Here is a 12,554-nt window from a genome sequence, read left to right as displayed (position 1 = left end):
TGGCTCAGGTCCAGAGGGTGGCGATGAAGATGTTGGCCAGCGTCAGCCCGCCCACCGCCGCGAAGGCGCCCTTGTCGACCTTCTCCTCGTCCCGCTTGATGTAGACGAGCGCGAGGATCACGATCAGGATCAGCAGCTTGATCCCGATCTTGATGTGGTTCAGCTGACGGCCGTCGGACTCGTCGAGCCCGACCAGCGCGACACCGGTGACCAGCATCGTCAGTGCACCGTGCAGCATCGCCGGGACGAACCGGGCGGTGCCGGCGCCCATCGCCTTCATCTGGGTCAGGAAGCCGCCCAGCAGGGCAGCGATGCCGATGATGTGCAGGGCGACGAAGACATTGATGAGTACGTCCATGGGTCCGCAGCCTAGCCCCGCCCATACCGCCACCCCGCAGGCAGGTGCGGCTTCCCCGACTTCCTGTCGCTTTACTCACATCTGCGCGAATTGTCTGAATCTGATGCCATTTCCCCCGGTCAACTTGCATCAATGCCGCGCCAACTTCGGACAATAGGCGTCATTACGACTCCTGCACATGCCCCGGGTCTAGCGTCCTGACCAGGTGACCGGCCTCACCACCGCTCCACACCGGGCGGCGGGCCGGTCGCCCCGCCGAGAGATCCGGCGGCGGGCCGGCCCCTCTGCCGGTGCCCCGCCACCGGGCCTCGGGCGGGCCCGCCGGTAGTCCCCGTCGGGCAGTCGTCAGGAAGGACGCACGCCCTCGTGGCAGCGCATCGGAAACCCAAGCGGCGCCTGGTCACCGGCTCCGCTGCCCGCACCGCAGCCACCCTCGCCTTCGCCGGGGCCGCCGCCGCTGCCGCACTGCCGGGCTCGGCACACGCCGACCCCCAGCGCACGCCCGCCCAGATCAGGGCGGAGGTGGACCGGCTGTACCGCGACGCGGAAGCCGCCACCGAGCAGTACAACGGCGCGAAGGAGCAGGCGACCGCCGCCGCCGAGGCCGTCGGCACCCTGCGCGACGAGGCCGCCCGCCGGACCGAGCGCCTCAACGCCTCCCGCGACGCCCTGGGTTCACTCGCCGCCGCGCAGTACCGCACCGGCGCGATCGATCCGTCCGTACAACTGGCGCTCTCCTCCGACCCCGACGAGTACCTGGAACGCGCCTCGTACCTGGACCGGATCGGCGACCGCCGGGCCACCGAGGTCGACCGGGTCGAGCGGCAGGTCGCCCGGATCGACCAACTGCGCGCGCAGGCCCGGGGAAAGCTGGCGGAGCTGGCATCGCGCCAGGCCGCCCTCAAGAAGCACAAGGCGACGATCCGGGCCAGGCTGGCCGCCGCGCAGCGGCTGCTGGCCACCCTGTCCCCGGCCGAACGCGCCGTCTACGACAGCCTGGACGGGGCGCGCCCCGCGGGCCATGCGGACCGCGGCACCCTGCGCGGCGCCGTCCCGGCACCGGGCAGCCGCGCCGCCGAGGCCGTCGCGTTCGCGTACGGAGCCCTCGGCAAGCCGTACGTCTGGGGAGCCACCGGCCCGTCCGCATTCGACTGCTCCGGACTCACCCAGGCCGCCTGGCGCTCCGCCGGGATCTCCCTGCCGCGTACCACCTACACCCAGATCAACGCCGGGCGGCACATCCCGCGCTCCGAACTCGCCCCGGGCGACCTGGTGTTCTTCTACTCCGGCATCAGCCATGTCGGCCTCTACATCGGCAACGGCCAGATGATCCACGCCCCGCACCCCGGAGCGCCGGTCCGGATCGCGCCGATCGACCAGATGCCCTTCGCCGGGGCGACCCGGGTGGCATAGGTGTGCGCGACGGGGCCAAGGTTGTCGGGCACGGCATGAGCTCGGCTGATGCCCTGTCATCACCGACGCGCGCCTGTCCGCAGGGCGGCGAGCGTGTGGTCGAGGTCGGTGCGGTCGGTGCGGTTGTAGGGGAGTTTCCCGAGCAGGGAGGCCATGGCGCAGCTGTTGGAGACGGCGGAATAGACGAGGCCGGCGGCGATGCCCGCGGAGAGCAGTTGGAAGGCGGGGTGGATCACCTGGCCGAGGAGCAGCCCGAGCAGGACCCCGGAGCCCGCGGTGAGACGGACCTGGCGGTCCATGGCCCATCTGGGCGCTGCGGTGGTGGCCGGGCGGTGCAGTTCTTCTCCCGCTGAGGCCCAGGCGGCGGTCCCGCCTTCGAGGCCGGCGGCCGGTATGCCGTTGCGGGACAGCATGGCGCAGGCGTTCTCCGAGCGGGTGCCGGAGGCGCAGACCACCAGGAGGTCGCTGCGGTCGGCCGCCTCACGGAGGGTGGGCAGGGCGTGTTCGAGGTCGTCGAGGGGGATGTTGTAGGCGCCGGGCAGATGTCCGCCGGCGTATTCACCGGGGGTGCGTACGTCGATGACGACCAGGGTGTGCAGGCGCTCACGGACGACACGGGTGGTGAGAGTCGGGTTCATGGGGTTGTCCTGTCCTTCGGTTCGGGGTGGGGCTGGATCAGAAGAGGCCGTCGAGGAGCATGAAGGCGGCCACGGCGAGCAGAACGTAGGCGAAGACGTGCTGCAGGCGGTCGCCGGAGATCTTCGTGGCGAGACGTTTGCCGTCCCAGGCGCCGAGGATCGCGGCTCCGGTGAACGGGGCGATGACGGCCCAGTCGAGGCCGTCAGCGGTGCCGGTGCGAGTGACGAGCGCGGCGAGCGAGTTGATGATGATGACCAGGAGGCTGGTGCCGACGGCGGCCTTCATGCGCAGGCCGAGGACACCGACGAGGGCGGGCACGGCGAGGAAGCCTCCGCCGACACCGAGCACACCGGTGACGGCACCCAAGCCGGCCCCGGCCGCCGCGGCCCTGGCCGGCCGCACGGGGTGATCTGCTGCGGGGCGGCTGGGGCGGAGCATCCGCCAGGCCGCGAGTGCGGCGATCACCGAGAACGCGACAGTCAGGACAGAGGCCGGGATGCGGCCGGCGGCGAGGCCGCCGAGCAAGGCGGGGCCGATGCCCGCAGCGGCGAACAGCAGCCCGGTCCGCCAACGGACGTTGCCGTCCCGGGCGTGGGCGACCAGAGACGTGAGGGAGGTCGCGGCGACGATGATCAGGCTCGCGGTGGTGGCGGCGACGGGACTGAAGCCGAGCAGGTAGATCAGTGCGGGCACGGCCAGCACGCTGCCGCCCCCGCCGAGTCCGCCCAGGGCCAGGCCGACCACCGCTCCCGTCACCAGGGCGAGAATGAGCACGCTCATATGACGGTTCCCGTCGCTCCGGCGGTGTCCTGGACCGGCAGCCCCTGGCGGGCCCACGCCTTCATACCGCCGATGACATCGGCTGCGTCCATGCCCCGTTCACGCAGCAGACCGGCTGCGTGCTGGGAACGCTGCCCTGAGCGGCAGATCAGCACGAGGCGTGGGCCGTCGGGCGCCTTTGCTCCAGCCGTCAGCCGGGACAGCGGCAGATGCTGCGCGCCGGGGATGTGCCCGGCCCGCCACTCCTCGGTCTCGCGCACGTCCAGCAGAACGGCGGTGGCTTCCTGAAGCATGTGGTGGGCCTCCACGACGCCGAGGCGACCGGGACCTGCAGGGAAGATGGACATGGCGGGACTCCTCTCGGTGTCGATCCGGGTTCAGACGGCGGTGGCGATGGTCAGGCCGGCGTCCGCGGCCTGGTCGAAGCCCTCGTCGACGGCGACCACGTCGCGCCCGGCCGCATCCAGCAGCGAGGCCGCGATCCCGGCCCGCATGCCGCCCGCGCAGTGGACCCACACTTCTCCGGCGGGCACCTCGTCGATCCGCTTGTGCAGCGTGTGCACGGGGATGTGGACCGAGCCCTCGATGAAGCCGCCGGCCCGCTCGGAATCACGGCGCACATCCAGGACCACCGGCCGTTCCCCGGCCTGGGAGAGCTCGGCGGCCAGGTCGGCGAAGACCGCCCGGCGGAACGAGGCCGGGGCCTCATCGGGGCGCAGCCAGTCGGACGGGCCGCCGATCGCGGCGGCCGCGGGGCGGTCGATCCCGACTCGGACCAGTTCGCGCTGGGCTTCGGCAAGCTGCTGGGGTGTCTCGGCGAGCAGGGTGACGGGCTTGCCCCAGGGGATCATCCACGCCAGGTAGGTGGCGATCTTGCCGTCGGCCTCGAAGTTGAACGAGCCCGCGACGTGGCCCCGGGCGAACGCGACACGGTTGCGCAGGTCCACGACCCACTCACCGGCCGCGAGCCGGACGGCGATCTCCTCGGCGTCCGCACGCCGGGGGGAGGTCAGGTCGACGGGTTCCGGGCCCGCGGAGTTGGCCGGGGCCATGTGCGCGTAGTAGGCGGGAACGTCCTCCAGACCGGCCAGCAGGTCGGCGACGAAGGTGTCGACGTCCTGGGCCAGAGCGGCGTTCACGGCCTTCTCCCGGCCGATGGTGCTCGCGTCACCCTCGGCCTGTCCGGAGGAGCAGAAGCTGCCGAACCCGTGGGTGGGCAGGACCGAGGTGTCGTCGGGCAGCTCCATGGCGAGCCGCTGCGCGGAGGCGTGCTGGGCGCGGGCGAGGTGCTCCGTGAGGCGGGGTTCGACCAGGTCGGGGCGGCCCACGGTGCCGATGAGCAGGGAACCGCCGGTGAACGCGGCGACCGGTGTCCCGCCGTCCTCCAGGACGTACGCGGTGTGGTGCGGGGTGTGCCCGGGGGTGGCCAGGGCCCGCACGGACAGTCCCTGGTCGACCTCGATCACGTCGCCGTCGCTGACCGGGACGCGGGCGAAGGAGACCTGGGCGGCGGCCGGCACCAGGTAGGCGGCGCCGGTCAGCCGGGCCAGTTCCAGACCGCCGGTCACATAGTCGTTGTGGATGTGCGTCTCCACCACGTGCGTGATCCGCACCCCGCGCCGTGCAGCCGCCGCGATCACCTGGTCGATGTCACGGGGCGGATCCACCGCCACCGCGGCCCGGGCGCCCCCGACCAGGTAGTGCCGGTTGCCCAGGCCCTCGATCTCGATGGTGTCGACGAAGAACATGTGCCGCTCACTTCCTCAGCTGGATACCCCCCTGGGTATTAAATCCACCGTAACAGATTACCCCCGGGGGTATAGTCGGAGGTAAATCGCCTCATTCATCCAGGCTTGGGAAGGAAGATCATGGGATACGACCGGACCGTGCGCGTACGCGCCGACTTCGCCCGGACCGTGGCCGCCGCTCGGCAAGCCCTTGCCGCACAGGGTTTCGGAGTGATCACCGAAATCGACATGGCCGCAACGCTCAAGGCCAAGCTCGGCCGGGACATGGAGAACTACCTGATCCTGGGCGCGTGCAACCCTCAACTGGCGGAGCGGGCCCTCGACACCGACCGGGGCGTCGGGCTCCTGTTGCCCTGCAACGTGGTGATTCGCACGGAGGGCTCGCAGACGGTGGTGCAGGCGTTGGACCCCGCCACCATGGTCACTCTCACCGGCCTCGACGCCATGGTCCCGGTCGCGGACGAGGCCGCCCACCGACTGGACGACGCGCTCGCCCGACTCGCCGAGGAGCTCAACGGATGAACCCGACCGCCCCGAACCCGGCTCCGGAAACCTCCGAGACCGTGACCGTCGAGGACGAAGTCTCCGCCCGCGCGGTGCTCAACCGCCTGCGCCGCGCACAGGGTCAGCTGGCAGGGGTCATCACGATGGTCGAGGAAGGCCGGGACTGCCGGGACGTGGTGACCCAGCTCGCCGCCGTCAGCCGCGCGCTGGACCGTGCCGGCTTCAAAATCGTCGCCGGTCGCATGCGTGCATGCCTGACCGCCCCCGAGGACGGCGGTACCCCCGCCATGAACGAGGCAGAACTGGAGAAGCTCTTCCTCACCTTGGCCTAGGGCCTTTCGTCTGGATCAGGGTGGATCAGGGAGCGGGGTCCGGTGCCGTGCATCGCAAGGCGGAGGAGGGAGTCGGATGGGGTCTCCCCTGCTCGAGCGCAGCCGAGAGCTTGGGGAAGGAGCCATGCCGACCGACGACAACGCGGCGAGGTGCGGCACCGGGGGCACGCGAGCCCGGCCTGATCCAAACGAAAGGCCCCAGTGCCGCCCGGCCCCGCACCGCGGCAGGGGTGGGGCCGGCCCCGCAGGAACAGGGTCCGGGCGGCCGGACCGGGTCTCCGGGTCAGACCAGCCGCCTCGCCGTCGCCCACCGCGTCAGCTCGTGCCGGTTGGAGAGCTGGAGCTTGCGCAGGACCGCCGAGACATGCGACTCGACCGTCTTCACCGAGATGAACAACTGCTTGGCGATCTCCTTGTACGCGTAGCCGCGGGCGATCAGCCGGAGCACCTCGCGCTCGCGCTGCGTCAGCCGGTCCAGGTCCTCGTCGACCGGCGGCGCGTCGGTGGAGGCGAAGGCGTCGAGGACGAAGCCGGCCAGCCGGGGCGAGAACACCGCGTCGCCCTCCTGGACCCGGAAGACCGAGTCGACCAGGTCGGCGCCGGTGATCGTCTTGGTGACGTAGCCACGGGCGCCGCCGCGGATGACGCCGATGACGTCCTCGGCGGCGTCCGACACGGACAGCGCCAGGAACCGGACCGGGTTCTCCACGGCGCCCATCAGCGGGGCGCAGCGGCGCAGCACCTCGACGCCACCGCCGCCGGGCAGATGGACGTCGAGAAGGACGACCTCGGGACGGGTCGCCGTGATGACGGTGACCGCCTGGTCGACGTCGGCGGCCTCCCCGACCACCTCGACGCCCGTCTCCTCGGTGCGGCCGATCTCGGCCTGCACGCCGGTGCGGAACATCCGGTGGTCGTCGACGAGCACGACCCGTACCCGGCGCTCCGCGCCCCCCGCCGCCTCAGTGGTGGTCTCCGTCATCGCTCGCCCTCTCCATCTCCAGTTCGACTTCCGTGCCCCCGCCGGGCACCGAACGCAGTCGCGCCGTACCGCCGTTGCGCTGCATCCGGCCGATGATCGATTCCCGTACGCCCATTCTGTCGCCCGGTACGGAGTCCAGGTCGAATCCCGGGCCCCGGTCCCGTACCGAGACGAAGACCGTGCGGCCCTCGACCTCCGCGTAGACCTGGACCGCGCCGCCCTCGCCACCGTACTTGGCGGCATTGACCATCGCCTCGCGTGCGGCCTGCATCTGCGCGACCAGCCTCTCGTCCAGCGGGCAGTCGCCGACGACGACGACCTCCAACGGGACGCCGTGCTTGTCCTCGACCTCGGCCGCGGCACGCTTGACCGCCTCGGCGAGGGTGTCGGGTTCGTCGTCCCCGTCCTTGCCGGTGCCCTCGGGGTTGTACAGCCAGTTGCGCAGTTCGCGCTCCTGGGCCCGGGCCAGTCTGCGGACCTCGCCGGCGTCCTCCGCGTTGCGCTGGATCAGCGTGAGGGTGTGCAGCACCGAGTCATGGACGTGGGCGGCGACCTCGGCCCGCTCCTGGGCCCTGATCCGCATCAGGCGTTCCTCGGAGAGGTCCTGGGTCATGCGGACGAGATAGGGGCCGGCCAGCAGCGCGATGCCGGTGAGGACGGCGATCGCGGCGGTCAGGACGTTGCCGAGCTGGGCCGCGGAGCCGCGTACCACCATGAAGACGGCCAGGCCCAGGCCGACCAGGGCGACCCCGGCCAGACCCCGGGCGAGGAGCAGGACCCGGCGACGGTTGCCGACCTCCATCCAGCGGGCGCGGCGGGCATTGTCGGCCTGCCGCCACACCAGTACGGAACCGGCGCCGATCAGCAGCATGGGCCAGATGTAGCGGTCGGCCCTCCCGCCCATGTCGACGTTGTCGACGAACAGAAGGGCACCGACGAACAACGCGACCAGGGCGAAGACCTGGCCCCTGTCGGGTTTGCGGAGCCTGCGGCTGCCGTCCGGCGCGGTCTCGAAGACGGAGCGCGGTGCCTCCACACCGCCGACCCCGAGCGGGACCACGATCCAGAACACCGCGTAGAGCAGCGCCCCGAGACCGTCCGCGAGGAACAGGCCGAGGAAGACGAACCGCACCCAGGCGACCGGCAGCCCGAGGTGCCCGGCGAGTCCGCGGGCGACACCGCCGAGCAGCCGTCCGTCGGCGCTGCGGTACAGCTTGCGCAGCGGCGGCTCCTCCGGGGCGGCGGTGCGGGAGCTCGTGGCTCGGGACGTGGCGGTTGGCATGACCCGATCGTCACATGTCCGTACGCGTGACGGCATCAGGGTCCGCCCCCGACCGGACCCTGAGAGTGCGGCAGGGGACGTGTTATCCGTTCGCGCTGCCCAGCCGAGGTGAGCCCCAAGGCCGCCAATGAGCCGGGCGGCCGGTGTCGGCCCGCGGGACGGGGCTGCGCCTCGGCAGAGCGCGCGGGAGCACCCCGAAAAAAATGGTGACGCGCTCTGTCACCTTTGGCGTGCACCGTGGTGGCATGGACAAGGACATCAGCACCCAGCACATCGGCCGGGTGGGCTCGCTCGCCGGCCGGACAGCGCTCGTCGCCGGAGCCACCCGTGGCGCCGGACGTGCCCTCGCCGTCGAACTCGGCCGCGCCGGCGCCACGGTCTACGTCACCGGCCGCACCACCCGGAAGCACGCCAGCGAGGTCGGCCGGATCACGGAGACCATCGAGGAGACCGCTGAGCTGGTCACAGCGGCCGGCGGTACCGGCATCGCCGTCCCTACCGATCATCTGGACGCGGACCGGGTACGCGCCCTCGTCGAGCGGATCGACCGCGAACAGGAGCGGCTCGACATCCTCGTCAACGATCTCTGGGGTGGCGAGCACCTGCTCGTCGACTCCGTCTTCGGCAAGAAGAGTTGGGAGACACCGCTCGCCGACGGTCTGCGCATCCTGGAACTCGGGGTGCGCTCACATGTGATCACCGCGGCACTCGCCCTCCCGCTGCTGATCCGCTCGGACGCGCCGCTGCATGTGGAGGTCACCGACGGCACGGCGGTCTCGAATCGCCGTTACCGCGAGAACCTCTACTACGACCTCGCGAAGAACGCTCCGATCCGGATCGCCTTCGGACTGGGTGAGGAACTGGCCGAGTACGGGGGCACGGCGGTCGCCGTCACGCCGGGCTTCCTGCGCTCGGAACAGATGCTCACCCATTTCGGCGTGACCGAGGAGAACTGGCGTGACGCCGTCGCCCAGGAACCGGACTTCGCCATCGCCGAGTCGCCGTACTACCTCGCCCGCGCGGTCGCCGCGCTCGCCGCCGACCCGGACCGGGCGGTCCGCTGGAACGGGAAGTCCACCTCCAGTGCGGAGCTCGCCAGGACCTACGGGGTACGGGATGTGGACGGCAGCCAGCCGGATGCCTGGGGGTACTTCGAGGACGTCAGGTACGGCGGGAAGGACGGCTCGCCGGACGACTACCGCTGATTACCCAGCTCCGGACCGTACAGGGTGGCGAGGCCCCGCGCGTGCTCGCGGAAGCGGGCACGCAGGCTCTCCGGGGCCAGCACCTCCACGTCCGCGCCGAGCCCGGTCAGCTGGGCGAAGGCGACGTCCTCCGACTCCACCGGCAGGTCGAGCGTGACTCGTCCGGCGGCGTCCGGCGCGGTCGCCGACGCCAGCGCCTCGCCGGCCCCGGCCGGGTCCGCCACAGCCGGCAGGCGGAGCAGGCCGCACTCGGTCAGGCGCACGGTGACGGTCGTGCGCAGCAGTGCCCGGGCGAACCCGGCGGCGTGGTCCTGCCAGTGCGCGGCCAGGTCGAAGGACGGGTCGCGGACGAAGGGTTCGTCGGCGCCGGGAGCAAGGGAGAGCGCCGTGACGCGGTCGACGCGGTAGGTACGCCATGCGCCGTCCCGGCCCGTCCCTTCTCCGGGCACACGGCCTACGACGTACCACACCCCCGCTTTCAGGACGAGGCCGTACGGCTCCAGCAGGCGGGTGACCGTGCGGGGCGGCGTGCCGTCCCGGCCCGGTCGCGCGTAGGCCAGCTCGACCGTGCGGTCGGACCACACGGCGCGGGCCAGCTCCGGCAGCAACTCCGGTGCCGACGGCTCGCGGAACCAGGCCGGGGCGTCGAGGTGGAAGCGGCGCACGGACGACTCGGCCGCCGCCCGCAACGACGGGAGCAGGGTGGCCGACAGCTTCAGCCGGGCCGTGTCCGCCGCGCCCGACAGCCCGAGATCACGCAGGGCCGTGGGCAGGCCGGAAAGATAGAGCGTCTCTGCCTCGGTGGGATGGAGCGTCGTGAGCCGGGTCCGGTGGCCCGGTGCCAGGTGATAGCCGCCCGTGCGGCCGTGCTCGGACCGGATGGGAACGCCCGCCTCCTGCAGAGCCTGGGCGTCGCGGATCACCGTGCGTTTGGAAACGTCCAGCTCACGGGCAAGGGCGCCAGCGGTCAGACCGGGGCTCGACTGGACGAGGAGGGCCATGCGGATCAGGCGGGCGGCACGCATGACTCAAGGATCGCGGACCCGGTGCTCCGGCAACGGCCTCCGGCTGCCTACGGGACGAGGTCCGGGGTTTCCTGTACCTCTCGACTGCTCACACCCGAACGCGGTGGAGCACTGCCGCACCCGCTGTCGGACCCGGTCGCCTCGGGAGGCGTCGGGGAACCGTCGGGGCAATATCAGGGATCGGCCAGGGTCGGCGCCGGTCCCGGAGCAGTGCCCGGCCCGTCACCATGGAGCCATGACCGTTCCCCAGGACACCTCCCCCGGTGTCGCACCGCCCTCCGTGCCGGGGCCGCGGCTGCGGCGCAGCCCGCGCCACAAGGTCGTGGCCGGTGTGTGCGACGCGCTCGGCCGGTACTGCGACGTCGATCCGGTGATCTTCCGGATCGTGCTCGGTGTGCTGTCCGTCACCGGTGGCATCGGGCTGATCTTCTACGGCTTCGCCTGGCTGCTGATCCCGTTGGAGGGCGAGGACGAGAACGAGGTACGCCGACTGCTGTCCGGCCGTGTCGAGGGGGCCTCGCTGATCGCGGTGCTGTTCGCACTGATCGGCTGCGGCCTGTTCCTCTCGATGCTGAGCAACGGGGGCACGCTGGCGTTCTCCGCGATGCTGTCGCTCGCGGTCGTCGGCTTCGCCGTCTGGACGCGGAACCGCAGGACGGCGGCGCCCGAGGACCCGTCGCGTCCGTCCGCCGCGCAGGCCGTGGTGGACGCGCCGCCCGAGGTGAAGGCCCCGCCGACGCCGAGCAGTCCCTCGTGGTGGCGGGATCCGATCGTCAAGGACGGCACGTCGGGGCCGGTGGGTCCCGGCTATCTGTGGGGTCCGCCGGATGCGGCGCCCGACGGCCGGACGGCGCGCCCTCGGGGAGCGACAGCCCAGGACCCGTTCCGTGCGCCCCGGCAGGAGGCCGGGACCAGGGGGCCGGTGTCGATCGGTGGTCTCGTGTTCGTGTGCGCGCTGATCGCGGGCAGCCTGGGGGCCGGACTGGGATGGGACTCGCGGCCGCTGGGGACGAGTCTGCAGATCGGTCTGGCCTGCGCGCTCGCGGTGTTCGGGCTCGGGATGCTGGTCAGTGCGTTCGTCGGCCGGACCGGCTTCGGCACGGTCATGCTGTCCGTGCTCACGGCCGCCCTGCTGGCGGGGGCGTCCACGCTGCCGGACGACATCACCACCCAGTGGGTGCGCAAGGGCTGGCGGCCGGCCTCGGTGGCCGCGGTCCAGCCGCACTACGCCCTGGGTTCGGGGGTGGCGCGGCTGGACCTCAGCGGGATCACGGTTCCCCGGGGCGACACCGTGCGGACCGGGGTGAAGGTCGGCGCGGGGCGCGCGGTCGTCGTCGTCCCGGAGACGGTGACGGTGACGGTGGATGCGCGGGCGGGCCTCGGCGACATCACCCTGCCGGTCGGCCGGTCGGGCGAGGCGTCGGCGGACCGGGTGAACGACGTGGACGTCAATCCGTCACGGCACGAGCGCACCACGCTCGCCCCGGTGCCGGGCGGCAAGCCGGCCGGCACGGTCGAGCTCACTCTCGAAGTCGGCATCGGACAGGTGGAGGTCACCCGTGCTGCGTCATGAGATCCGTCCGGGGCGTGCGGTGGCGGGTGTCGTCATGCTCGCGCTGGCAGTGGGGTACGGGGCGGACGCGGCGGGAATCTGGGACGCCCCATGGGTCTTCTTCTTCCCGCTCTTCTTCGGCGGCCTCTGGCTGGCCGCCACCGTGACCTGGGCGAACTACAGGATCCGTCGCCGCCGTGACGCGAGAAGGGCGTCCACGGAGAACGCCGCCGCCCCGGCCAGCAGCAGCGGCAGCCAGGCGACGAGGTAGGCCAGGTCGTTGCCCAGGTAGTACGGATCGGCCTGCCAGCTCATGGTCAGCCACAGGCTCAGCGAGATCAGCGCCCCGCCGAATGCGGCGAGCCGCGCCCACAGCCCGAGGAGGGTGCCGATGCCGACGGCGAGTTCACCGAGGGCGATGGCGTACCCGAAGGCGCCGGGGTTCTTCAGGGCGAGGTCGACGAGGGCCGGGACCGCCGCCGAGTCGCGTACCGCGTGCAGCGTCTCGCCGAGGGATCCGGTGCCGCTCGCGTGGAAGAAGGAACGGTCCGTCAGCTTGTTGATCCCCGCGTAGACGAAGGTGACTCCGAGGAAGATCCGCAGCGGCAGCAGGGCGTGCTCCCGCGCCAGCTCCCTGATCCCCCTCTGTCTGCCCAGTCCGCGTACGTTCGTGTCGCCCAGACCGCGCACGTTCGTGCTGAAATCCTGCATGTGGCCGCACCGCCTTCCGTAGA

At 71.8% G+C, this 12,554-nt stretch carries 14 protein-coding genes; 5 read left to right on the top strand and 9 right to left on the bottom strand.

The genetic code is table 11. The annotated features are described in order from the left end of the window. Window positions 1-4: 4 nt before the first annotated feature. On the bottom strand, window positions 5-358 hold the full coding sequence (locus AB0L71_RS17535) for a hypothetical protein (RefSeq protein WP_365243445.1): 354 nt from the start codon (window positions 356-358) through the stop codon (window positions 5-7). A 366-nt stretch (window positions 359-724) separates the two neighbouring features. Between AB0L71_RS17535 and AB0L71_RS17530 the strand changes: the two genes are divergently transcribed. Continuing rightward, window positions 725-1,771: an NlpC/P60 family protein gene (locus AB0L71_RS17530; protein ID WP_365243443.1), complete on the top strand. Its 1,047-nt coding sequence runs from the start codon at window positions 725-727 to the stop codon at window positions 1,769-1,771. 59 nt (window positions 1,772-1,830) lie between these two features. Here AB0L71_RS17530 and AB0L71_RS17525 read toward each other — a convergent pair whose 3' ends face one another. The 4 genes from AB0L71_RS17525 to AB0L71_RS17510 all read right to left on the bottom strand — a co-directional run bounded on the left by AB0L71_RS17525 (window position 1,831) and on the right by AB0L71_RS17510 (window position 4,938). After that, window positions 1,831-2,409, bottom strand: coding sequence for a rhodanese-like domain-containing protein (locus tag AB0L71_RS17525; RefSeq protein WP_365243441.1), 579 nt, complete (start codon window positions 2,407-2,409; stop codon window positions 1,831-1,833). Between the two features lie 37 nt (window positions 2,410-2,446). Next, the gene (locus AB0L71_RS17520; protein ID WP_365243439.1) at window positions 2,447-3,190 is read right to left on the bottom strand and encodes a sulfite exporter TauE/SafE family protein; all 744 of its coding nucleotides are present in this window, start codon (window positions 3,188-3,190) and stop codon (window positions 2,447-2,449) included. Then, on the bottom strand, window positions 3,187-3,483 hold the full coding sequence (locus tag AB0L71_RS17515) for a rhodanese-like domain-containing protein (RefSeq protein ID WP_365243673.1): 297 nt from the start codon (window positions 3,481-3,483) through the stop codon (window positions 3,187-3,189). The genes AB0L71_RS17520 and AB0L71_RS17515 overlap by 4 nt, the downstream gene beginning before the upstream one ends. Before the next feature lie 84 nt (window positions 3,484-3,567). Beyond that, window positions 3,568-4,938 carry an MBL fold metallo-hydrolase gene (locus tag AB0L71_RS17510; RefSeq protein ID WP_365243437.1) on the bottom strand — a complete coding sequence of 457 codons (1,371 nt, stop codon included), beginning with the start codon at window positions 4,936-4,938 and terminating at the stop codon, window positions 3,568-3,570. Between the two features lie 120 nt (window positions 4,939-5,058). On the opposite strand from AB0L71_RS17510, the gene AB0L71_RS17505 reads away from it, so the two are divergent. Both AB0L71_RS17505 and AB0L71_RS17500 read left to right on the top strand, forming a co-directional pair. After that, the gene (locus tag AB0L71_RS17505) at window positions 5,059-5,460 is read left to right on the top strand and encodes a DUF302 domain-containing protein (protein WP_365243436.1); all 402 of its coding nucleotides are present in this window, start codon (window positions 5,059-5,061) and stop codon (window positions 5,458-5,460) included. Continuing rightward, window positions 5,457-5,774 carry a metal-sensitive transcriptional regulator gene (locus AB0L71_RS17500; RefSeq protein ID WP_365243435.1) on the top strand — a complete coding sequence of 106 codons (318 nt, stop codon included), beginning with the start codon at window positions 5,457-5,459 and terminating at the stop codon, window positions 5,772-5,774. The genes AB0L71_RS17505 and AB0L71_RS17500 overlap by 4 nt, the downstream gene beginning before the upstream one ends. Window positions 5,775-6,057: 283 nt before the next feature. On the opposite strand, the gene AB0L71_RS17495 is transcribed toward AB0L71_RS17500, so the two are convergent. Further along, complete coding sequence (locus AB0L71_RS17495) at window positions 6,058-6,756, bottom strand: response regulator transcription factor (RefSeq protein ID WP_365243433.1); 699 nt, start codon at window positions 6,754-6,756, stop codon at window positions 6,058-6,060. Beyond that, window positions 6,737-8,038: a PspC domain-containing protein gene (locus tag AB0L71_RS17490; RefSeq protein ID WP_365243431.1), complete on the bottom strand. Its 1,302-nt coding sequence runs from the start codon at window positions 8,036-8,038 to the stop codon at window positions 6,737-6,739. The genes AB0L71_RS17495 and AB0L71_RS17490 overlap by 20 nt, the downstream gene beginning before the upstream one ends. Window positions 8,039-8,283: 245 nt before the next feature. On the opposite strand from AB0L71_RS17490, the gene AB0L71_RS17485 reads away from it, so the two are divergent. Then, window positions 8,284-9,243, top strand: coding sequence for an SDR family oxidoreductase (locus tag AB0L71_RS17485; protein WP_365243429.1), 960 nt, complete (start codon window positions 8,284-8,286; stop codon window positions 9,241-9,243). Here AB0L71_RS17485 and AB0L71_RS17480 read toward each other — a convergent pair. After that, entirely contained in the window at window positions 9,234-10,268 is a 1,035-nt protein-coding gene (locus tag AB0L71_RS17480) for a WYL domain-containing protein (protein ID WP_365243427.1), read from the bottom strand. The two genes, AB0L71_RS17485 and AB0L71_RS17480, sit on opposite strands and share 10 nt — an antisense overlap. Before the next feature lie 235 nt (window positions 10,269-10,503). Between AB0L71_RS17480 and AB0L71_RS17475 the strand changes: the two genes are divergently transcribed. Continuing rightward, complete coding sequence (locus AB0L71_RS17475; protein WP_365243425.1) at window positions 10,504-11,841, top strand: PspC domain-containing protein; 1,338 nt, start codon at window positions 10,504-10,506, stop codon at window positions 11,839-11,841. Between the two features lie 156 nt (window positions 11,842-11,997). Here AB0L71_RS17475 and AB0L71_RS17470 read toward each other — a convergent pair whose 3' ends face one another. Further along, the gene (locus tag AB0L71_RS17470; RefSeq protein ID WP_365243423.1) at window positions 11,998-12,531 is read right to left on the bottom strand and encodes a DoxX family protein; all 534 of its coding nucleotides are present in this window, start codon (window positions 12,529-12,531) and stop codon (window positions 11,998-12,000) included. Between the last annotated feature and the right edge of the window lie 23 nt (window positions 12,532-12,554).

The organism is Streptomyces sp. NPDC052052 (assembly GCF_040680455.1).
GTDB lineage: Bacteria > Actinomycetota > Actinomycetes > Streptomycetales > Streptomycetaceae > Streptomyces.
The sequence above is the reverse complement of the archived record's forward strand: the minus strand, read 5'-3'. Positions and strand labels throughout refer to the sequence as shown.